This is a genomic window from Modestobacter excelsi (assembly GCF_005930495.1).
Classification (GTDB): domain Bacteria; phylum Actinomycetota; class Actinomycetes; order Mycobacteriales; family Geodermatophilaceae; genus Modestobacter; species Modestobacter excelsi.
This window is the reverse complement of the sequence record NZ_SJEX01000091.1, coordinates 1-20,212: the sequence shown is the minus strand read 5'-3', so window position 1 is coordinate 20,212 and position 20,212 is coordinate 1. Positions and strand designations below refer to the sequence as shown.

At 73.6% G+C, this 20,212-nt stretch carries 20 protein-coding genes; 9 read left to right on the top strand and 11 right to left on the bottom strand.

Features of this window, described 5'->3' with window-relative positions:
• Together FHL80_RS25790 and FHL80_RS25785 are read left to right on the top strand one after the other, a co-directional pair.
• Nucleotides 1-925 (top strand): lytic transglycosylase domain-containing protein (locus FHL80_RS25790; protein WP_216870948.1); only part of this gene is annotated, 925 nt, incomplete at its 5' end.
• Between the two features lie 18 nt (nt 926-943).
• Nucleotides 944-1,135 carry a hypothetical protein gene (locus FHL80_RS25785; protein WP_216870947.1) on the top strand — a complete coding sequence of 64 codons (192 nt, stop codon included), beginning with the start codon at nt 944-946 and terminating at the stop codon, nt 1,133-1,135.
• A 46-nt stretch (nt 1,136-1,181) separates the two neighbouring features.
• On the opposite strand, the gene FHL80_RS21735 is transcribed toward FHL80_RS25785, so the two are convergent.
• The 4 genes from FHL80_RS21735 to FHL80_RS21720 all read right to left on the bottom strand — a co-directional run bounded on the left by FHL80_RS21735 (nt 1,182) and on the right by FHL80_RS21720 (nt 6,591).
• Nucleotides 1,182-1,577 carry a PPOX class F420-dependent oxidoreductase gene (locus tag FHL80_RS21735; protein ID WP_138735431.1) on the bottom strand — a complete coding sequence of 132 codons (396 nt, stop codon included), beginning with the start codon at nt 1,575-1,577 and terminating at the stop codon, nt 1,182-1,184.
• Nucleotides 1,578-1,649: 72 nt separating this feature from the next.
• A complete protein-coding gene (locus FHL80_RS21730) occupies nt 1,650-2,621 on the bottom strand; it encodes a sensor histidine kinase (protein ID WP_216870946.1) in 972 nt (323 codons plus the stop codon).
• 112 nt (nt 2,622-2,733) lie between these two features.
• Nucleotides 2,734-4,830 (bottom strand): SpoIIE family protein phosphatase, encoded by a 2,097-nt coding sequence (locus tag FHL80_RS21725; RefSeq protein ID WP_138735429.1) that lies wholly within the window; start codon nt 4,828-4,830, stop codon nt 2,734-2,736.
• 234 nt (nt 4,831-5,064) lie between these two features.
• Nucleotides 5,065-6,591 carry an MFS transporter gene (locus FHL80_RS21720; RefSeq protein WP_138735428.1) on the bottom strand — a complete coding sequence of 509 codons (1,527 nt, stop codon included), beginning with the start codon at nt 6,589-6,591 and terminating at the stop codon, nt 5,065-5,067.
• Between the two features lie 208 nt (nt 6,592-6,799).
• Between FHL80_RS21720 and FHL80_RS21715 the strand changes: the two genes are divergently transcribed.
• Nucleotides 6,800-8,377: an APC family permease gene (locus tag FHL80_RS21715; RefSeq protein WP_138735427.1), complete on the top strand. Its 1,578-nt coding sequence runs from the start codon at nt 6,800-6,802 to the stop codon at nt 8,375-8,377.
• Nucleotides 8,378-8,389: 12 nt separating this feature from the next.
• On the opposite strand, the gene FHL80_RS21710 is transcribed toward FHL80_RS21715, so the two are convergent.
• Nucleotides 8,390-9,931: a DHA2 family efflux MFS transporter permease subunit gene (locus tag FHL80_RS21710; protein WP_138735426.1), complete on the bottom strand. Its 1,542-nt coding sequence runs from the start codon at nt 9,929-9,931 to the stop codon at nt 8,390-8,392.
• Nucleotides 9,932-10,008: 77 nt separating this feature from the next.
• On the opposite strand from FHL80_RS21710, the gene FHL80_RS21705 reads away from it, so the two are divergent.
• Nucleotides 10,009-10,605: a TetR/AcrR family transcriptional regulator gene (locus tag FHL80_RS21705; RefSeq protein ID WP_138735425.1), complete on the top strand. Its 597-nt coding sequence runs from the start codon at nt 10,009-10,011 to the stop codon at nt 10,603-10,605.
• 117 nt (nt 10,606-10,722) lie between these two features.
• A complete protein-coding gene (locus tag FHL80_RS21700) occupies nt 10,723-10,881 on the top strand; it encodes a hypothetical protein (RefSeq protein WP_246078865.1) in 159 nt (52 codons plus the stop codon).
• Between the two features lie 12 nt (nt 10,882-10,893).
• Here the strand turns inward: FHL80_RS21700 and FHL80_RS21695 are convergent, their stop codons facing one another.
• On the bottom strand, nt 10,894-12,108 hold the full coding sequence (locus FHL80_RS21695; protein WP_138735423.1) for a DUF2786 domain-containing protein: 1,215 nt from the start codon (nt 12,106-12,108) through the stop codon (nt 10,894-10,896).
• 213 nt (nt 12,109-12,321) lie between these two features.
• On the opposite strand from FHL80_RS21695, the gene FHL80_RS21690 reads away from it, so the two are divergent.
• From FHL80_RS21690 to FHL80_RS21680, 3 genes are all read left to right on the top strand, one after another.
• Entirely contained in the window at nt 12,322-13,104 is a 783-nt protein-coding gene (locus FHL80_RS21690; protein WP_138735422.1) for an isocitrate lyase/PEP mutase family protein, read from the top strand.
• Between the two features lie 329 nt (nt 13,105-13,433).
• Complete coding sequence (locus FHL80_RS21685) at nt 13,434-14,039, top strand: TMEM175 family protein (RefSeq protein WP_138735421.1); 606 nt, start codon at nt 13,434-13,436, stop codon at nt 14,037-14,039.
• Between the two features lie 89 nt (nt 14,040-14,128).
• Nucleotides 14,129-15,307, top strand: a complete 1,179-nt coding sequence (locus tag FHL80_RS21680; RefSeq protein ID WP_138735420.1) for an acyl-CoA dehydrogenase family protein — start codon at nt 14,129-14,131, stop codon at nt 15,305-15,307.
• A 122-nt stretch (nt 15,308-15,429) separates the two neighbouring features.
• Here the strand turns inward: FHL80_RS21680 and FHL80_RS21675 are convergent, their stop codons facing one another.
• Genes FHL80_RS21675 through FHL80_RS21665 form a run of 3 tightly spaced genes read right to left on the bottom strand, consistent with a single transcriptional unit; the run spans nt 15,430 to nt 17,520 of the window.
• Nucleotides 15,430-16,095, bottom strand: a complete 666-nt coding sequence (locus tag FHL80_RS21675; protein ID WP_138735419.1) for a DUF3618 domain-containing protein — start codon at nt 16,093-16,095, stop codon at nt 15,430-15,432.
• Nucleotides 16,096-16,114: 19 nt separating this feature from the next.
• Nucleotides 16,115-16,708, bottom strand: a complete 594-nt coding sequence (locus FHL80_RS21670; RefSeq protein WP_138735418.1) for a phage holin family protein — start codon at nt 16,706-16,708, stop codon at nt 16,115-16,117.
• The gene (locus FHL80_RS21665; protein WP_138735417.1) at nt 16,705-17,520 is read right to left on the bottom strand and encodes a hypothetical protein; all 816 of its coding nucleotides are present in this window, start codon (nt 17,518-17,520) and stop codon (nt 16,705-16,707) included. Before FHL80_RS21665 ends, FHL80_RS21670 begins: the two co-directional genes overlap by 4 nt.
• 356 nt (nt 17,521-17,876) lie before the next feature.
• Here FHL80_RS21665 and FHL80_RS21660 point away from each other — a divergent pair, with 356 nt between their 5' ends.
• Nucleotides 17,877-18,740, top strand: coding sequence for a siderophore-interacting protein (locus tag FHL80_RS21660; RefSeq protein WP_246078864.1), 864 nt, complete (start codon nt 17,877-17,879; stop codon nt 18,738-18,740).
• 21 nt (nt 18,741-18,761) lie between these two features.
• On the opposite strand, the gene FHL80_RS21655 is transcribed toward FHL80_RS21660, so the two are convergent.
• Nucleotides 18,762-19,427 (bottom strand): NADPH-dependent F420 reductase, encoded by a 666-nt coding sequence (locus FHL80_RS21655; RefSeq protein WP_138735416.1) that lies wholly within the window; start codon nt 19,425-19,427, stop codon nt 18,762-18,764.
• A 45-nt stretch (nt 19,428-19,472) separates the two neighbouring features.
• Nucleotides 19,473-20,212, bottom strand: a 740-nt coding sequence (ypfJ, locus tag FHL80_RS21650; protein ID WP_138735415.1) for a KPN_02809 family neutral zinc metallopeptidase, incomplete at its 5' end; no start/stop codon positions are given.

The following is a 20,212-nucleotide window of genomic DNA, read 5'->3' as shown; positions in this document are numbered from 1 at the left end:
GCTCACCGTCCCGCCGCCGGAGACGGTCGCGCCCCCGTCCTCCGCCACGCCGGCCCCGACCACCCCGCCGCCGGCCGACCCTGCCCAGCTGCCCGACCTGCCCCGGTCGACCGCGGCGGCGTCGGCGCTGGCGGCCGGCGGCATCCCGACCACCGCGCTGGAGGCGTGCACCCGCGCCGCCGACGGCGTGGACTGCGGCCTGGACTGGACGCTGCTGGCCGCGATCGGCCGGGTGGAGTCCAACCACGGCCGGTTCGGCGGCGCCGTCCTGCACACCGACGGCCTCTCGACCCCGCCGGTGGTCGGCATCGCGCTCACCGGCGCCGGGACGGCGCGGGTCCTGGACATCGACGGCGGCCGGTTCGACCGCGACACGCTGCACGACCGCGCCGTCGGCCCGATGCAGTTCATGCCCTCGACCTGGGCCCGCTACGGCAGGGACGGCAACGGCGACGGGCGGAAGGACCCGTTCGACGTCCACGACGCCGCAGCCGCCGCCGCCCGGTACCTGTGCGCCGCCGGCGGCGACCTGTCCGGGGTCGCCGGCCAGGCGCGTGCGGTGTTCGCCTACAACCACCGGCGCGTACGTCGCCTCCGTGCTGCGGCTGGCCGCGACCTACGCGGGGAGGACCCCGCCGCGGATCCCGACGCCGGAGCCCGCGGCTCCGCCGACGGTCCCGCCGGTGGACCCGGCCGGGCCGCCGGCCCTCGAGCCGGCGCCTGCCCCTGTCCAGGAACCACCCGCCCCGCCGGTCGCCGCTGCCGTCGAGGCGCCGGTGGCGCCGGCACCTGCCGCCGGCCCGGCAGCCGCACCCGAGCCGACGTCGACGACCGAGCCGACGCCGAGCCCGCAGCCGACCCCGACTGCCACCTCGCCGCCCGAGCCGACGACGACGCCCGAACCGACATCGACCCCCAGCGCTGAGCCGACGCCCGAGCCGACGTGGTCACAGGCGAGCCGGCGGCCTCCGGCATCGAGCTCCCGGCGGACTGGGACTGGTCGTTGCCGGGCGAGTGGCTCAGCGGCGCGCAGCTGCTGCGGCAGGGCGAGGTCGCGCACGTGACCGTCGTCCTGGCGGCCGCTGACCCGGCCGACCTGCTGGCCGCCCTCCGCGCCCTCCCGGCCGGCCGCTGACCGACGGCTGGCGGGGCCGGACCCAGCGGTCCGCCCCGCTGTCGGATCAGCCCTGCGGGGAGCTGACCTTCTCCGCCTCGATGGTGACCAGCAGCCGCTGCTGGTCGCGGCCACCGAACCACGGGTAGGGCCCGCCCAGGTACATATGGGCCAGCTGGTCGATGTGCTCGGCCGCGCCGTCGGCGGTGATGTCGACGACCCGCCCGCGCACCGCGTAGTAGCGCGACACGTCGGCCGGGTCGGCCACGTTCAGCGCCACCCGGGCGTCCCGCTCCGTGTTCCGCACCTTCTGGAACCCGGCGACGGTGTTGATCTGGATGTGCGTGCCGTCGGTGTCGACCCAGGTCTGGGTCATCTGCGGGGCGCCGTCGGGCATCACGGTGGCCACGAAGCAGGGGCTCGGCCGGCGGAGCAGGTCGAGCAGTCCGGCAGGCAGGGTCACGGGGGTTCCTTGCGCGGGAGTCAGGTCGCCCCCGACCCTGTCACGCGCCACCGGTCACCGCCCGCCCGCCGTTCAGTGCAGGGCGGTGGCCAGGCGGATCGTCAAGCCGGCGCCGGCGTCGATGACGTCGACGTTGTCGCAGAGCTGGCGGGCCAGCCACAGTCCCATGCCGCCGCGGGAGAGGTCGGTGCCGTGGGCCGGGCCGTAGCCGGCGAACGGGTCGTCCATACCGGAGCCGCGGTCACTGATCCGGCACACGACCCGGTCGCCCGACGCCCACAGCCGCAGCTGCACCGGCGGTGCGCCGTGCCGCACCGCGTTGGAGCTCATCTCGTCGATCGCCAGGTGCAGGTCCTCGACCCGGTCGGGGTCACCGCCCAGGCCGGCCAGCCGCTCGCCGACCGCGTGCCGCAGCCCGATGAAGTCCGAGACGTCGTCCACCTGCAGCAGCGGCTCGGTGGCCTCCATCGGCTCGACCGGCACCGGCAGCGAACGCAGGTAGTCGGCGGGCTCGACGTAGTCGGGGTTGGGTCGGCGGCCGTGCTCGCTGACGAGGTGCGGGTGGGTGTGCAGTCCCGCCTCGAGGACCTGGTCGGGCAGCCGGCGGGCGTCGTACACGCACAGCCCCCACAGCGGCTGGGTGCGCAGGGCCTGGTTGATCACCGCCTCGTACCGCTGCCACTCCAGCCACTCCCGGGCGGTCGGGCCGAAGTCGGTGTCCCCGACCACCCGGACCCGCGAGTGCCCGGCGGAGATGCGCTCCTGCGCGAGCTTGCGAAAGGCGGTGATCGCCGCGGGGGCGCGGGTGCCGTACACCCCGTTCCGCTCCACGACGACGATGCCGTCGTCGTCGCCGAGGGCGTCGAGGAGCAACCCGGCGCAGGAGTCCTCGACGGCGATGACGGCGGCCTCACCGGCCGCCAGCCCGGCACGCAGGAACGGGGCGGCGACCGCGACCAGCTGCTCCGGTGACTCGTAGACCGCCAGGTCGTGCCGGTAGGAGCTCGGGGGCCCGGACGGCACACGAGCGCGGGCGAGGGTCATCGGGCCCTCCTCTCGGTCGTCGCTGGGCACGTCCGCCGGTTGCCCACGGTAGGCCACCGGGTCACCGTCGGCGGTCGTCCCGGACCGGGCGGGGCCCCTGCTCGTCGTCGGCTCAGCCAAGGGTCGGGTCCTCCGGCACCAGATCGGGCACCCGGTTCGGTCCGGCCTCCACCGGCCGCGGCCGGTCCTGCCGGTGCAGCCGGACGGCGACGAGGGCCACGTCGTCCTCGGGCTTGCCGTCGACGAGCCGGGTGATGAGCTCGTCGCACAGCTGCTGCAGCGGCAGGTCGGCCAGCTCCGCCAGGTGCGTGCGCAGCCGCTGCAGGCCGGTGTCGAGGTCGGCATCCCGGCGCTCGATCAGCCCGTCGGTGTAGAGCAGCACCGTGGAGCCGCGCTCCAGCGTCACCTCGAACTGGGTGCGGTGGACGCTCGAGTCCACGCCGAGCAGCAGGTCGGCCTTCCAGTCGGCCAGGACGACCACGGTGCCGTCGGGGTGCAGTGCCAGCGGCGGCAGGTGGCCGGCGTTGGCCCACACCATCCGGGTGACCCCGCGCCGCCGCTCGTCGTCGTCCTGCTCGAACCGGGCCACCGCCGCGGTGGCCAGCGTGTCGATCTGCAGCACGGCCATCGCCGAGTCCAGACCGCGCAGCACCTCGGCGGGGCCGGCGTCGCTGTAGGCGGCGATGCCGCGCAGCAGGCTGCGCACCTGCCCCATCGCCGCGGCGGCGGCGGTGTCGTGCCCGACGACGTCACCGATGACGAGCGTCGTGGCCCCGCTCGGCTGCATGAACGCGTCGTACCAGTCCCCGCCGACCCGGGCCGCCTCGGCGGCCGGCAGGTACCGGACGACGATCTCCGCGTGGTCGGGCTCCGGTGGGTCGGTGAGCAGGCTGCGCTGCAGGGCCTCGGCCATCTGCTGCTGCTGGCCGAACAACCGGGCGTTGTCCAGCGCGAGCCCGGCGCGGTCGGCGACGTCCTGGGCGACCGTGATGTCGGCGTCGGTGGGCTGGTGCCCGTCGGCGTAGAAGAGCGTCAGCAGCCCCAGCGTGCGCCCGCGGGCGCGGAGCGGGAGCGCGACCTCGGTCCGGGGGGCGAGCACGGTCAGCAGGTCGCGCGCCTGGCCTGGCGGGAGCAGCTCCAGCACGTCGTCCCCGGCGAACCTCACCGCCTCGTTGGAGTGCAGGGCCATGCCCACCGGCGAGGTCAGCGGCATGGCGTCCAGCCGCACCTCGGCGTAGCGCTCCAGCACCGACCGCTGCGCCGGGTCGACGTGCCAGCTGCCGACGTCGCGCGGGTGCCCGTCGTCGTCGATGACGGTGAGCACGCAGTAGTCGGCCAGTGCCGGGACGACGATCCGGGGCAGCCGGGCGGTGGCCGCCTCGACGTCCAGGGTGCCGGCCAGCTCCGAGCTGACCTGGGCCAGCAGGGTGAGCCGGCGGGTGGCCCGCTCGGCCTGCGCCTCGGCGTGCCGACGCTCGGTCACCTCGATGAAGTAGACCGACAGCCCGTCGGGGGTGGGCCAGGCGCGCAGCTCGTACCAGCCGTTGAGCGGTTCGGGGTAGTGCGCGTCGAAGGCGACCGGCTGCCCGGTCGCCACCGCCCGCCGGTAGCTCTCCTCGAACGCGCCGTTGACCGTGCCCGGGAAGGCGTCCCAGATGACCCGGCCGAGCAGCTCGTCCCGGGTCTGCCCGAGCAGCTTCTCCGCCTGGGCGTTGACGTGGGCGAAGCGCCACTCGGAGTCCAGGGAGTAGAAGCCGGCCGGCATCGCCTCCAGCACCCGGGTGACCCGGGCCTCGCTCGCCATCTCGGCGGTCACGTCGAACGCGACACCGATCACCCGGTCCGCGGCGCAGCCGTCCCCGCCGAAGGCCTTGCCGCGGGCGGTGACCCAGCGGGTGTGCCCGGAGGGGAGGACGACCCGGTAGTCGGCCTCGTACTCGCCGCGCCCGGCGATGGCCTGCTGCAGCGCCTCGGTGACCCGGGGCAGGTCGTCGGGGTGCAGCCGGGCGTTGAACGCCTCGATGGTCTGCTCGAACGTCTCGGCGTCGTAGCCGAACATCTCGATCAGCCGGGCGTCCCAGCTGAGCCGGCCGGTGACGAGGTCCCAGTCGAACGTCCCGATGCCGGCCGCGTCGACCGCCAGCTGCGCTCGCAGCCGGGACGCCTGCAGGTCGGCCTCCGAGACGTCGCCGACAGTCGTCGGCTCCACGCGTCCACCCACCCCACGTCGCTGCCCCGGGGGGTCCCGGGGGGTCAATCGGGCTCGATGCTGAACCTCGTCGTCTGTTGTGTCACGGAGGACCGGTCCGGGGCAAGCGCCACGACGCACATCACGTCCCGGCTGAGTCCCGTGGTGCCGATGGGGCTTCGGCGCCGACCGGGGGCAGTTCCGGCGTCCCGTCTCCCGCACACCCGCCCGTGAGGTGTGCGGAGCGCGGGGGACTCAGTGACCGGCGGGGACCTGCGCGCCGCGCTGCGGCACCGGGTTCGGGCCGCTGGGGAACACCAGCAGGCTGACCACCGCGCCGAGGGCGAAGACCCCGGCCGAGACCAGGAAGGCGCGGGTCTCCCCGGCGACGGCGGCGTCCGCGAGCACCGACGCCGACTGCTGGTGCGCGGTCACGTAGGACGCGGTGACCGTGGCGGCGATGGTGTTCAGCAGCGCGGTGCCGAGCGCCCCGCCGACCTGCTGGCCGGTGTTGACCAGCGCAGAGGCGACCCCGGCGTCCGCGGGGCGGGTGCCCGAGGTCGCGGTGTTGAAGCACGAGGCGAAGATGAGGCCCATCCCCAGCCCCATCACGAACAGCGCCGGCAGCACGTGGCCCAGGTAGCCGCTGGTGGCCTCGAGCCGCCACAGGTAGAGCAGCCCGGCCATGCCGAGCAGCTGGCCGGTGGCGATGATGAACCGCGGGCCGATCTTCGGCAGCAGCCGGGGGACGACGACCGTCGAGCTGGTCAGGATGCCCGCCACGAACGGGAGGAACGCGACACCGCTCTTCAGCGGGCTGAAGCCCTTGGTCTGCTGCAGGTAGTAGGTGAGGAACAGGAAGACGGCGAACATGCCGATCGCGGCCAGCGTGATGGCCACGTAGGCACCACCGCGACGCCGGTCCAGGACCACCCGCAGCGGCAGCAGCGGGTGGGCGACCCTGACCTGCAGCAGGACGAACGCGACCAGCAGCAGCACCGAGACGGCGATCAGGGTCACCGTGACCGGGTCGCCCCAGCCGTCGGTCTCGGCCCGGGCGAAGGCGTAGACCAGCCCGCCGAGGCCGAGCACCGCGGTGACCACGCCGGGGATGTCGAGGTGGACGCCGGTGGCCGGGGCGACCTTGCGGACGAACAGCACCGCGCCGGCGCCGGCGACCAGCGCGATCGGGATGTTGACGTAGAGGCACCAGCGCCAGCTGAAGTACTCGGTGAGCACGCCGCCGAGGAGCAGGCCGATGGCCGCACCGGCACCGGCGATCGCGCCGAAGATGCCGAAGGCCTTGCCGCGCTCCTTGGGGTCGCTGAACGTGATGGTCAGCAGCGACAGCGCCGAGGGGGCGAGCACCGCGCCGAACACGCCCTGGACGGCGCGGGCGGCGACCAGCGTGCCGAACCCGGTGGCCGCGCCGCCGAGCGCGGAGGCCAGGGCGAAGCCGATCAGGCCGACCAGCAGCGTGCGGCGGCGGCCGAACATGTCGGCCAGCCGGCCGCCGAGCAGCAGCAGCCCGCCGAAGGCCAGGGCATAGGCGGTGACCACCCACTGCCGGTCGGCGTCGTCGAAGCCGAGGTCGGCCTGGGCGCTGGGCAGTGCGATGTTCACGATGGTCGCGTCGAGCACGACCATCAGCTGGGCCAGGCCGAGCGCGGCGAGGGTCCACCAGCGGCGACCGTGGTCGCGTTCGTCCTGGGCGGCCGCGGTTGCCTTGGCGTCAGCGGTCCCGGGGACGGCCGCGGCGGTGGGTGGAGCGGGATGGGACACGGGGGCTCCTGGGCGGGGTGTGCAGGTCAGAGGCGCACCGTCGCGCCGGCGTGGGTACGCCTGAGGTCATTGCTCGCTGCACGCAACCATCGGGGGTGTCGACGTGTTCCCGCGCGTCGACCGGCCGGCCGCACGTCTTGACCCGGGACCGCCGCGCGCGCCGGTCGTGTGCGATAAACCGTGTCATGACTGCGCACACAGCTCCGGCATGACGGGGTCGTCCTCCGCACCGGCTCCACCCCGGGTCGAGGGTGCCGCCGTCGACAAGGGCCTCAAGAGCGGGGCCCTGGGGCTGGTCTCCTCGATCGTGCTCGGCGTCTCCTCCACGGCACCGGCCTACGCGCTGGCCGCCACGCTGGGGTTCGTCGTCATCGCCGTCGGGGTCAAGGCGCCGGCGATCATGCTGCTCGCCTTCGTGCCGATGTGGCTCATCGCCGTCGCCTACTCCGAGCTGAACAAACGCGAGCCCGACTGCGGGACGACCTTCAGCTGGGCGACCCGCGCCTTCGGTCCGCGCACCGGCTGGATGGGCGGCTGGGGGATCATCGCCGCCGACGTCATCGTGATGGCCAACCTGGCCCAGGTCGCCGGCTCCTACGGGTACCGGCTGGTCGGGCTGGACTCCCTCGCCGACAGCACGCTCTGGACGACGGTCGCCGGGGTCGGCTGGATCGCCCTGATGACCTGGATCTGCTACCGGGGCATCGAACCGACCGCGCGGGTGCAGAACGTGCTGCTGGCCGTGGAGGTCGTCGTCCTGGTGGCGTTCGCCGGCTACGCGCTGGTCAAGGTCTACGCAGGTACCGCGCCCGCGGGTGCCCTCACGCCGTCGCCGTCCTGGCTGTGGCCCTCGGGGCTCAGCTGGTCCGCGCTCACCGAGGCCGTGCTGCTGGCGATCTTCATCTACTGGGGCTGGGACTCCGCGGTCGCGGTGAACGAGGAGACCGCCGACCCCACCCGCTCGCCGGGGCGGGCGGCGATCATCTCGACGGTCCTGCTGGTCGGCATCTACACCGTCGTGTCGGTGGCGACCGTCGCCTTCGCGGGGGTCGGCAGCGCGGGGATCGGGCTGGGCAACGAGGCCAACGCCGAGGACGTGTTCACCGCCCTGGGGACGGCGGTGTTCGGCGACGACGCCTTCGGGCGGGTGTTCGAGGCGCTGCTGGTCCTCTCGGTGCTCACCTCGTCCGCGGCGTGCACCCAGACCACGATCCTGCCCACCGCCCGGGGCTCGCTGTCGATGGCCGCCTACGGCGCGCTGCCGCGGTCCTTCGCCCGGATCCACCCGCGGTACCTGACGCCGACGGTCTCCACGATCTGGATGGGCGCGGTCTCGATCGCCTTCTACGTGGGCCTGACCCTGGTCAGCGAGAACGTGCTGGTGGACTCGATCACGGCCACCGGCATGCTGATCGCCTTCTACTACGGGCTCACCGGCTTCGCCTGCGCCTGGGAGTCCCGCCGGTCGCTGCACGGCCCGCGCGACGTGGCGATGCGCTTCCTGCTGCCGCTGCTGGGCGGGCTGTTCATGGCCGCCGTCTTCGTGCTCGCCTGCGTCGAGTACGCCGACCCCGAGTACGGCGAGACGGTGTTCCACGGCGTGGGCGGGGTGTTCGTCATCGGCGTCGGTGCGCTGCTGCTCGGGGTGCTGCTGATGGTGGTCTACGCCCGCGTCGCGCCGGCGTTCTTCCGCGGTCGGACGATGCCGCGCGGCACCGGGGACCGGCTGCTGGACACCGCCGAGCGGGCCCGGCCCGGCCGCCAGCCCAGGGACCCGCGCACCTGAGGCGCCGGCCGGCTACGCGGTGAGGAGGTCGGGCGTCGGGTCGGGGACGCGGTGCTGAGCGGGGAGGAAGGCCAGGACGACGGCCGCTCCGGCTGCGCTCGCCGCCGCGGCCACCCAGGAGCCGGCGGAGACGCCGTCCAGGAAGGCCTGCTGGACGGCGACGGTCGCGCCGTCCGGCAGCTGACCGGCCACCGCGAGGCCGGCGAACACCGAGTCCGCGGCACCGTCGGCCCCGGGTGCCGGGGCGCCGGCGCTGGTCAGCGCGTCGACCACCGAGGGCCCGTAGACGGTGCTCATCACCGAGCCGACGACCGCGACCCCGAGCGTGCCGCCCACCTCCCGGACGGTGTCGTTGACCGCCGAGCCGGCCCCGGCCTGCTCGGTGCGCAGCGCCCCCATGACCGCCTCGGTCGCCGGGCTGGTCACCAGCCCCAGCCCGCCGGCCATCAGCACCATGGCGACCACGATGCGGCCCCAGTAGTCCGACTCCAGCGAGCTGCCGGCGGCGACGGCGAACCCGGCGGCCATCGTCAGCAGGCCGGCGGCGACCACCAGCGTGGTGCCCAGCGCCCGCATGGCCAGGATCGCCAGCGGGCTCACCGCCCCGATGACCAGCGCGAAGGGCAGGGTGGCCAGCCCGGCGGTGAGGGTGTCGTAGCCGCGGACCGCCTGGAAGTACTGGGTGATCAGGAAGATGAAGCCGAAGAGGCTGAAGAAGGCCAGCGCAATCGCGCCGCTGCCGACCGAGACCCGCCGGTCGGTGAAGAGGCGGACGTCGAGCATCGGCTCGGGCCGGCGCAGCTCCCACCCGATGAAGCCGGCCAGTGCCACGGCGGCGCCGAGGTAGCCGGCGACGGTGGTGGGGGAGCCCCAGCCGTTGCCCGGCGCTTCGATCGTGGTGACGACGAGCAGGCCGACCGCGGTGACGGACAGGGCGGCGCCGGCCAGGTCGAAGCGGCGCGGGCTGGGGTCGGCGGACTCGGTGAGCAGCAGGCGTCCGGCGGCGACGGCGACCGCGGCCAGCGGGAGGTTCACCAGGAACACCGAGCCCCAGGAGAAGTGCTCGAGCAGCAGTCCACCGCTGACCGGCCCGATGGCGACCGACAGCCCGGTGACCGCCGACCACAGCCCGATGGCCGTGGCCCGCTCGCGCCGGTCGGGGAAGGTGGTCACCAGCAGCGCCAGGGTGGCCGGGTAGACGGCCGCGGCGGCCACGCCCATGGCCACCCGGGCAGCGATCAGCTCACCGGTGCTGTCGGCCAGGGCCGCCAGCGCGGACGTCGCGGCGAAGAGCACCAGACCGGTCTCCAGCAGCCGGCGGCGGCCGAAGCGGTCACCGAGGGCGCCGCCGAGCAGCAACAGGGCGGCGAAGGCGAGCGTGTAGCCGTCGACCACCCACTGCAGGTCGCTGGTGGTCGCCCCGAGTTCCCGGCCGATCGTGGGCAGCGCGACGTTGACGATGGTGTTGTCCACGCTGACCAGCAGCACGGACAGGCAGAGCACGAGCAGCACCCACCACCGACGGGTGGCGGGCGGAGCGGGGGGAGCGGTCACGACGACCTCCTGGTGTAGAACGTTGTGCCAGTAACGTAGAACGGTGTTCTACAAAGGTCAACGGGCAGGATGAGGTCGTGACGGATGTCAGCGCCACCGGCGGTCGGACACCGAGCCGCGCGGTCGAGCAGGCCCTGGTGGACGCCGCCGAGCGGGTGCTGGTGCGGGACGGGCTGGGCGGCCTCACCGTGCGCGCCGTCGCCGCCGAGGCCGCGGTGGCGCCGATGGGCGTCTACAACCGGTTCGGCAACAAGGACGGGCTGGTCGCCGCGGTGCTCGCCCGCGGCTTCGAGGGGCTGCGGGCAGCGACCGCCGATGCCGCTGACGCCGACCCGGTCGACCGGCTGCTGACCTGCGGCCGGAACTACCGCAGGTTCGCGCTGGACCACCCGCAGCACTACGGTGCGATGTTCGGCGCCGGCTGGGCGGCGGCGGTCCCGACCGAGGAGCTGGTCGACCGCGCCAACGCCGCGTTCCAGGCACTGGTCGACCGGGTCGGCTACGCCGTGGACCGTGGGGCGCTGCGCCCCGGCGACCCGGTGGACACCGCGCAGCTGATCTGGAGCTCGGTGCACGGCGCCGTCTCGCTGGAGCTGGCCGGCCTCGGCCGGACCGCGGACCCCGCCGCCAGCTACGAGGCGCTGCTGCAGATGCTCCTCGACGGGCTCCGCTGACCCCAACGGGTGAGTCCGGGAGCTCCGCGGCGACGTGGACCTCCAGCGGCCCGCCGGACGTGCCGACCCCTGCACAGACGAAAGGGGCCGGTCATGTTGACCTTGGCGTGCAGTGCAGTGGCTCAGGCGGGGACCGCAGCGACGACCGCGTCGCTGGACGACACCTCCGCCGACGCGTTGTTGTTCGTGGCCGGCTGGCTCACCACGGCCGCCGACCTGACCCAGCAGGGGATGCTCATCCGCGACCTCGGGTCGACGTTCGACGTCTTCATCTGAGAGCGGCCCTCCTCAGCCCCCGGTGAGGCGCTCGCGGGGGGTGCCGAGGTCGGCGGCGTCGGCGGCCTGCCGACCGGCGTGCCAGCCGTCGGGGTCCACGGCCCGGCCGCTGCGGCGGCGCACCGAGGGGAACAGCTCCTCCACCGCCCGGTCCACAGCCGCCTGCCGACCGGCCAGCACCGGGGCCAGGTCGCTGCCGTAGGTCGCGGTGGCCTCCCGTCGCACGGAGTCCCGCGCTGCGGTCAGCCGCTCCTCGATCCGCTGCGCGTAGGAGTAGAGGAAGCCGCGCCGGTAGGCCGTCGACCGTCCGCGCGCCCCGGCCAGGTGGGCTGCGTCGGCCAGTGACCGACCGGACTGCAGCAGCAACGAGGTGACCAGCAGGTCCACCACGTCCAGGTCGCCGGGCATCCCGACCAGCGTGGCGATGCCGAACGCCGGCAGCAGCACCACCCGCACACCGTTCGCCGACCCGGCCGCCTGGACGATCGCCGCCTTGGCCTCCGCATGCGGGTCGTCGAGGTGCAGCCGGCGGGCCTGGACCTGCCCCGCGGTCGCCGGCGCACCCGCGCGCTGACCGAGCATCGCGGTGTCGATGGCGTGCCGGGCCATCAGCTCCTGCGCCTTGGCCGTCAACGCCTCGGCCTCTGCCTCGAACTCGGTCGACTCGGCCTTCGCCAGCAGGCCACGGATCCGGCTCAGCGCCCGTGCGTCGACGGCCTCCTCCCAGCCGCTGTCGGCGAGCAGCGCCGCCGACCAGCCCGAGGGCGGGGGCAGCAGCTGCTCCAGCCGGGGGAGTCCCCGCAGCAGCCCGACGACCCGCAGCACGTCCCGCCAGGCCGCTGCCGGGGCGACCTGCTCGGCGCGCCACCAGCCGGCCACCGTGCGCGCCGGGCCGTCCAGCTCGGCCAGCTGCGCCGTCCAGGCACGGGGCGCCCGGCCGGCCACGTCGGCAGCGACGGCCTCTCCGCTGATGACCGCCCCGATCAGCCGGCCGGCCCGGGCGCTGACCTTCCGCCGGACCACGTGGGTGAGGTCTGCCGGTTGCCAGCCGCCCTCCCAGAGGACCGGGAGCAGCTCGAGCAGCACGTCCTGGGCGACCCCGTGCGAGTCGACCGCCGGATCCCGGAGCAGCAACCGGTCGACCACCCGGTCGAGCTCCTGCCCGGTCACGCCCGGCTGGGCGGCCAGTCGGGCACCGGCCATCAGCAGGCGCAGCACGTCGTCCACGATCGGAGCGCTCCTCGGGGTCACCAGGTCAGGGTGCCGCGCCACGGACGGCACGTGCCGGTCCGCTGGGCAGCTGGGGACGGCGCAGTCCGGTGTGGACGGCGGCGTGCGGTCAGCCGTTCGGACCTGCTCTCGCCGCCGCACGCGGGCACCGCCGTGACGGTAGACGGCCGAGTCCGCACGCCGGGTCGGCCAGTGGCTACGTTGACCGGCATGGCTGACCTCGCGAACCGCGCCCGGACCCTCCTCGACCTGCACACCGCGCCGGAGATCCTGACCCTGACCAACGTCTGGGACGTCGTCTCGGCCACCGTCGTCGCCGGCACGCCGGGGGTGCGGGCGCTGGCCACGGCCAGCCACTCGATCGCGGCGACCTTCGGCTACGAGGACGGCGAGAACATCCCGCTCGAGCTGCACCTGGACATGGTCGGCCGGATCGTCGCGGCGGTCGACGTCCCGGTGACCATGGACCTGGAGGCCGGGTACGGCGACGCGGGGGAGACGGTCCGCCGGGCCATCGAGGTGGGGGTCGTCGGCGGCAACCTGGAGGACCAGATGAAGCCGCTGGACGAGGCCGTGGCCGCAGTCGAGGCCGTGCTGCGCGCCGGGCGGGACGCCGGCATCGACTTCGTGCTGAACGCCCGCACCGACACGTTCGTCAAGGCGGCGCCCGACGCCGACCGCAGCGAGCTGGTCGCCGAGGCCGTCCGCCGCGGGCAGGCATTCCTCGAGGCCGGCGCCCCGGTGGTGTTCGTGCCGCGGCTGGTCGACCGCGAGGAGATCACCGCCGTCGTCGAGGGCCTGGGCCGCAACAAGCTGACGCTGATCAGCGTCCCCGGCGCGTCCCTGCCCGCGCGCGAGCTGCAGGAGCTCGGGGTCGCCCGGGTGTCGACCGGGCCCTTCACCCAGCGGGTGGCGCTGACCGCACTGCAGGACGCCGTCACCGAGATGGTCGCCGGTGGCACGCTCCCGCAGGGCACCCGGCCCCTCAACTAGGTGGCCGCCGCGGTCTCCACCCGGCTGGCTGGACGGCGGAGCTGGCCGACCCGCGGCCGGGTGACCGCGTGCTGGAGGTCGGGTGCGGACACGGCGTGCTCCTCTCCGACCTGGTGGTCGCCGTGCACGTCGGAGACACGCCACCGCGGCCGTCCATCGCCGTCGAGTTCTGCCGTCGACCACCACCGGTCGGCACCACGGCACCCGGGGTCCGGGCGGGTTGAGCTCTGCTCCACCGGTGGAGCAGACCTCGAGCCGCGGGAAGCCACCTGTCGCGCGGGGGGACGACGACCGGCTCGCAGGGTGCCGCGAACACCTAGCCTGCGCAGGTGCGCACCGAGCGCGGCCTCGACCGCCTGGTCACCTTCCTCGACGCCGTGGTCGCCATCGCGATCACGCTGCTGGTGCTGCCGCTGGTCGAGGTGCTGGCGGAGGACCGCGGCGAGGACCTCGGCGCCGTCCTGTCCGGCAACCTCGAGCAGTTCGGCGCCTTCGCGTTGAGCTTCGTGGTGATCGCGCGGCTGTGGCTGGCCCACCACCGGATCGTCGAGTCCGTCGGCGCGTACGACGTCCTCTTCATGTGGGTGAACCTGTTCTGGGCCGTCACGATCGTGCTGCTGCCGTTCTCCACCCAGGTCATCGCCGAGTTCGGCGCCGACCGGCTGTCGGTGGGCCTCTACATCGCCACGATCCTCGCCAGTTCCGCGGCGATGACGGTGCTCGTCCTGCTCCTCCGCCGGCGCGCACCGCTGCGCCGGCACGGCGTCTCGGCGGCGGACATCGACGTCGCGTCGTCAGCCGTCGTCACCGGGTTGCTCGCCCTCGCCCTCGTGCTCGGCGTGGTGTTCCGGTCGGTCAACTTCTACGCGATGTTCCTGCTGTTCCTCAGCGGGCCGGCCGAACGGCTCGTCCACCACGTCCGCGCGCGGGGGTGAGCAGCACCACTCCTGGTGGCTGCCCGGGCGGATCGGGCGCAGCATCGGGGCAGCACGTCGACGTCGACGAGAGAGAAGGCACCGCTGCCATGACCGATCTGCTCCTGCCCGCCGACTTCTTCGGTTTCCAGTCCCTGCTGCCCGAGGAGGAGCAGAAGGAACTGGTGGCACTCCGTGAGTTCCTGGAGTCGGAGGTCAAGCCCCGGGTCAACGGGGCCTGGGCGGCCGCCGAGTTCCCGCACGACCTCATCCCCAAGTTCGCCGAGGCCGACATCGTCGGCCGCTCCTACGACTGGGACGGCCGCCCACGCGCGTCCCGGCTGTTCACCGGCTTCCAGGCGATGGAGCTGTCCCGGGTGGACCCGTCGATGGCCACCTTCCTGGGCGTGCACAACGGCCTGGCGATGGGCTCGATCATGGTCCTGGGCTCGGAGGAGCAGCGGCAGCGCTGGATCCCCTCGATGATGCGGATGGAGACCATCGGCGCGTTCGGGCTGACCGAGCCCGAGGGCGGTTCGGACGTGGCCCGCGGCATGCGCACCACCGCGCGCCGGGACGGCGACTCCTGGGTGCTCAACGGCGCCAAGCGCTGGATCGGCAACGGCACCTTCGCCGACGTCGTCGTGGTCTTCGCCCGCGACGTGGACGACGACCAGGTCAAGACCTTCGTCGTGGAGAAGGACACCCCCGGCTTCACCGCCACCAAGATCGAGGACAAGTTCTCGCTCCGCACGGTGCAGAACGCCGACCTGACGTTCACCGACTGCCGCATCCCGGCGGAGGACAAGCTCGAGGACGGCAACAGCTTCAAGGACGTCAACAAGGTCCTCAAGGTGACCCGCGGAGGGGTCGCCTGGAGCGGTGTCGGCTGCCAGCTCGGCGCCTACGAGGTGGCCCTCGCCTACGCCAAGGAGCGCCAGCAGTTCGGCAAGCCGATCGGCAGCTTCCAGCTGATCCAGGACCTGCTGGCCCGGATGCTGGGCAACGTCACCGCCAGCCTGGGCATGACCGTGCGGATCTCCCAGCTGCAGGAGGTCGACGCCCTGCGCGACGACCAGGCGTCACTGGCCAAGAGCTACGTGACCGCCCGCGGCCGGGAGACCGTCGCCTGGGCCCGCGAGCTGTTCGGCGGCAACGGCATCGTGCTGGAGAACGACGTCATCCGGTACTTCGCCGATGCCGAGGCGCTCTACTCCTACGAGGGCACCCGGCAGATGAACACCCTCATCGTCGGCCGCTCCATCACCGGCTTCAGCGCCTTCGTGTGAGGGCCACCTCCTCACTCCCGCGCCGGGAGTGAGGAGGTCTGCTCCCGTCGAGGCGGCCGGGCCCGGACGCACGACGGCCCCCGGTGCAGGTGCACCGGGGGCCGTCGTGAGGTGGTACCGGGTCAGGAGGTGGCGTGCCCCTGGACCGTCTGCTTGGCGTCCTGCGCGGTGCCCTGGACGTCCGAGGCCGCGGACTGGCCCTCGGACTTGACCGTCTGGACACCCTCCTGCGCGGTCTCCTTGACCGACTGGACGGCCTCCTGGGCGGCAGGCTTCAGGTTGTCACCGATCTCCTGGGCGACGGTCTTGGCCTGGTCCACCAACGGCTGCGAGTGCTCCTTGACCGCCGACTCGGCCTGCGAGGCGAGCTGCTTCTCCTTCTCGCTGGTGGGCAGCAGGGAGGAGACCAGCCAGCCGACACCGAAGGCGATGAGGCCCGCGGCGAGCGGGTTGCCCTGCGCCTGGCGCTGGAGGGTGTCGGGGGCGGACTGCACGGCGCCCATCGCGGAGTGGGCGGCGTCCTGCACGCTGCCGGCCGCCGAGTGGGCGGCGCCCTGGGCGGAACCGGCGACGTCGTGTGCCTTCCCGCCGACCTGCGAGCCGCCCTGGTGCGCGGCGCCGAAGACCTTGTCCTTCAGGCCGGCGACGCTGCTCTTGGCCTTGCCGACGCGACGGTCCACGACGCGGGTCGGGTTGACCTTCTCGTTGAGCGCGTCGACCTCGTAGCTCAGGTTGGCGCGGGTGTCCTCGATCTGGCGGCGGATCACGTCCGGGTCACTGCTGGTCATCGTCAGTCTCCGTTCCGGGTCAGTTGGGCTTGAGAGCGCCGGGGACCTGCTGGAGGGTCTCCACGGTCTGCTCCGGCTTGGGGTTGATCTGCTTGAGCCTGGTGAAGTCGATCGCCTTCAGCGTCTTGCGGCCCACCGAGAACAGGATGGCGGCGATGATGCCCCAGAGGACGGCCACGATGAGGGCCGCGAGGCCCGCGTCCATGACGTTCTCCAGTGCCCACCACAGGGCGCAGCTGAGGAAGACGGCCAGCATCAGCCCGGCCACGCCGGCACCGGCGAGCAAGCCCGCGCCCTTGCCGGCCTTGCCGGCCTGGGCCTTGACCTCGTCGGTCGCCTTGTTGGCGTCGGCGCGGAGCTCGGCCTTGGCCAGCTCCAGCTCCTGGCGCATCAGCGTGGACAGGTCACGGGTGACGTCGCCGATGAGCTGACCGACCGAGGTGCCCTCGACGTTCGGGTGCCCCTCCTCGGTCATCGGCTGGGCGGTGTTGCCGTAGTCGTAGCTGTCCGCGGTGGGTGCGACGTAGGTTGAGGCACCCGAGGCACCCGAGGCACCGGTCTCGCCGTAGCCGAGGTCCTGCTGCGGCACGCCGCTCTGGTACGGGGTGCTCACAGCTGGCCCGAACCGGGGTTGCGCAGCGCCGGGTCGTCCCAGCCAGCGGTGGTCGAGGACTGCGTGGTGGTCTCCGGCGTGCCGTACGGCGGCGGCGGCACCGAGCCGGCAGTGCCGGTGGTGGCGTAGCCGGTCGTGCCGGCCTCGTAGCCGGTGCTGGCGTACCCGGTCGCCGGGGTGTCGGCGATGTAGTTCGTGTCGGTCGCGTAGCTCTCGCTGGCGTAGGGCGAACCCGTGCCGGTGAGCTGCTGCGTACCGCTGCCCGAGGAGCTGCTGTCCTTGTGCGCGGCGACCACGCCGGTGGTCAGCCGGCCGGCGAGCACGCCGGCGACGGCGGCACCGAGCAGGAAGACGCCGGGCTTGCGACGGGCGAAGGCGCGGACCTCGTCGATCAGCTCACCGGGCTCACGGGCCTGGACCCAGTCGGCGATCTCCTCGATCTTGTCCCCGGCCTGGCGGACCAGGTCGGCGGCGGGGCCGGACGGCGTCTCGCCGCCGCCCTCCACCATGGTGCGCAGCTGCTGGGCGATGCCGGCCAGACCCTCGCCGGCCTTCTGCTGGCCGTTGCGGGCCTGGTCCTGGAGCTGCGAGCGGCCCTGCTGGATGAGGTCGGCGGCCTGCCGCTTCGTCTCCTGGGTGACCTGCTTGGCCTGGTCGGCGGCGGTCGAGGCGACCTGGCTGCCGGCCTGGGCGGCGGTGGAGGCGACGTTGCCGGCCTGGTCCTTGGCGACGTCCTTGGTGCTGGGGGTGCCGGACACGGGGGTCGCACCGCTTTGCGGTGACTGCGGCGGGGTGTCGATGGAGTGGGTCATCGTTCCTCCTCGTCGTGCGTGGGCTGTACCTGGTCAGTGCTCGTGGAACTGGGCGTCCGTGCCCTGGCCGACCACGCCCGGTGGAGGGCACACTCCGTTGCCGGCAGGTGAGGGCCGGTGTCGGCTGTGCCGCGCGCGGGACGGCGTACGGGCGCCTCACGGTGCCCAGTCGTGACACTCGGGGGGTCCCACCTGGCCTCGGTGGGACGCCGTTCCGTTGGAGTCCTGGTACCCGTGATCGACTACGGCGTAAACCACCTAGATCGACTTTTCTTGACCTTGGTCGGGCAGGGGCAGAGGGCGGGGTCGCGTAGCCTCGACCAAGGCAAGCCTTGCCTGATCGACGAGGAGGACCCGTGAGCGGACCGACCAGGGGCGGGGGCGCCCGGCGCCCGCGGGTGGCGCGCGTCGGCGAGGTCCTGCGGACCTCCCGGGTGACGCCGCACATGATCCGCGTCGTCCTCGGCGGTGAGGGCCTGGCCGGTTTCCCGGCAGGCGAGTTCACCGACCACTACGTGAAGCTCCTCTTCCCGCCGCCGGGCGCTCCGTACACCGCGCCGTTCGACGTGGAGCAGCTGCGCGCGGAGCTCCCGCCGGAGCTCTGGCCGGTCACCCGCACCTACACGGTGCGCTCCTGGGACCCGGTCGGCGGGGAGCTCACCATCGACTTCGTGCACCACGGCGACGAGGGGCTCGCCGGCCCCTGGGCGGCGTCGGCTGCACCGGGTGACCGGATCCAGTTCTTCGGGCCCGGCGGCGGCTATGCGCCCAGCCCCGAGGCGGACTGGCACCTGCTGGTCGGCGACGAGAGCGCCCTGCCGGCGATCGGCGCGGCGCTGACCCGGTTGCCCGCCGGGGTGCCGGCCCTGGTGTTCGTGGAGGTGGCGGACCCGGCGGAGCAGCAGTCCGACCTCGTCCTGGGGGAAGGGGTGTCGGTCGTGTGGGTGCACCGCGGCGACGGCGTCCCGGGGCAGGCGGTGGCCACCGCGGTCAAGGCCGTGGAGCTGCCGGTGGGCACCGGGCACGTGTTCGTGCACGGCGAGGCCGGCCTGGTGAAGGACATCCGGCTGCACCTGCGTGCCGAGCGGGGCCTCGACCCGGCGTTCACCTCGATCTCCGGCTACTGGCGCCGGGGGGACGACGAGGACCGCTGGCAGACGGGCAAGCGGGCGTGGAACGCCGAGGTCGAGGCGGCCGAGCAGACGCTCGCCGCCGGCTGAGCGGCGGCGAGCGCCCGGCGGTCACATCTCGCGGTAGCGCTTCGCGGCTGCCGTGGCGGCGCGGAGCCCCTCGGCGTCCAGGCGCGCGCCGTAGCCGGGGGTGTCCCGCTGGATCCGCCAGCCCTCGGCCAGCGGGCCGAGGTCGACGGCGTCGAAGCCGATCGCGTCGATGAACGCGACCACCTGCTGCTTGGCCGTTGCGTCGTCGCCGGCCACGGCCAGCGCCCGGCGGTGCGGGGTGCCGGCGGGGGAGCCGCCGCCGGTGATGTCCGCGGCGCCGAGGTGGTTGAACGCCTTGACCACACGGGAGGTGGGCAGGTGGGCCTGCAGCAGCTCGGCCGTCGTCGTGGACTCGTCGTCCAGCTCGGCGATCTGCCCGTCCCGCTGCGGGTAGTAGTTGTTCGTGTCGATGACGACCTTGCCGGCCAGCGGCTGCACCGGGACGGCGGGCACGGCCTTCAGCGGGATCGTCACCACCGCGAGGTCGGCCGCGGCGGCGGCGCCTGCGGCGGTGTCCGCGCGGACCTGACCCCGGCGCCCCGGCCGCTGCTCGAGGGCGGTCACCAGGTCCGTCAGCGTCTCCGGACCGCGGGAGTTGCTGATCACGACGTCGTGGCCGGCGTCGAGTGCTGCCTGGGCGAGGGCCGTGCCGATGTGTCCGGCACCGATGATCCCGAGAGTCGTCATGGTCGCGGCAACCCGGGGTGGTCGGTGTTCCTTCCGCGGGGCGGGTCAGCCCAGGTCGTCGGTCGCGAAGGTGTCGCACTGGGCAGGGTCGCCGGTGGAGTAGCCGGTGCTGAACCAGCGCTGCCGCTGCTCCGACGAGCCGTGCGTGAAGGAGCCCTGGTCGACCGTCCCGCTGCCCAGGTTCTCCTGGATGAAGTCGTCACCGATCCGGCCGGCGGTGTCCAGCGCCCGGGCGACGTCGTCGTCGGTGATGTCGACGATGAGCGGCTGGCCGGTCTCGTCCGGCACCGTCTCGGCGTGGTTGGCCCAGGTGCCGGCGAAGCAGTCGGCCTGCAGCTCCAGCCGCACGCTGCCGCTGTCCGGTCCGGTCAGGCGCGAGTCCACCTGCTGGTTGGTGCCGAGCAGGTCCTGCACGTGGTGGCCGTACTCGTGGGCGATCACGTAGGCGTTGACGAACGCCCCGCCCTCGGCGCCGAACCGGGTCTGCAGGTCGTCGAAGAAGGACAGGTCGATGTAGACCAGCTGGTCGGCCGGGCAGTAGAACGGCCCGGAGCCACTGGTCGCGCCGCCGCAGCCGGTCTGCACCGAGCCGGAGAAGAAGACGGTGTCGGCCGGCTGGTAGCTGCTGCCGAGGGTCTGCCCCCAGTAGTCCTGGATCGAGTCGATGTCGGCGGCAACGGCGCAGTCGACGGAGTCGTTGGCGTCGGCGACCTCGTCGCAGGACTGCTCGAGTGCGCCGTTGTCGGCGGTCTGACCGGAGCCCAGCCCCTGCAGCACGCTGGTGG

What these genes read in the sequence shown, in the direction of transcription:
- FHL80_RS21730 (WP_216870946.1), bottom strand. Translation starts at nt 2,621, where the DNA reads ATGACCCTCGCCCGCGCTCGTGTGCCGTCCGGGCCCCCGAGCTCCTAC.
- FHL80_RS21715 (WP_138735427.1), top strand. Translation starts at nt 6,800, where the DNA reads ATGACGGGGTCGTCCTCCGCACCGGCTCCACCCCGGGTCGAGGGTGCC.
- FHL80_RS21690 (WP_138735422.1), top strand. Translation starts at nt 12,322, where the DNA reads ATGGCTGACCTCGCGAACCGCGCCCGGACCCTCCTCGACCTGCACACC.
- FHL80_RS21680 (WP_138735420.1), top strand. Translation starts at nt 14,129, where the DNA reads ATGACCGATCTGCTCCTGCCCGCCGACTTCTTCGGTTTCCAGTCCCTG.
- FHL80_RS21675 (WP_138735419.1), bottom strand. Translation starts at nt 16,095, where the DNA reads ATGACCAGCAGTGACCCGGACGTGATCCGCCGCCAGATCGAGGACACC.
- FHL80_RS21665 (WP_138735417.1), bottom strand. Translation starts at nt 17,520, where the DNA reads ATGACCCACTCCATCGACACCCCGCCGCAGTCACCGCAAAGCGGTGCG.
- FHL80_RS21655 (WP_138735416.1), bottom strand. Translation starts at nt 19,427, where the DNA reads ATGACGACTCTCGGGATCATCGGTGCCGGACACATCGGCACGGCCCTC.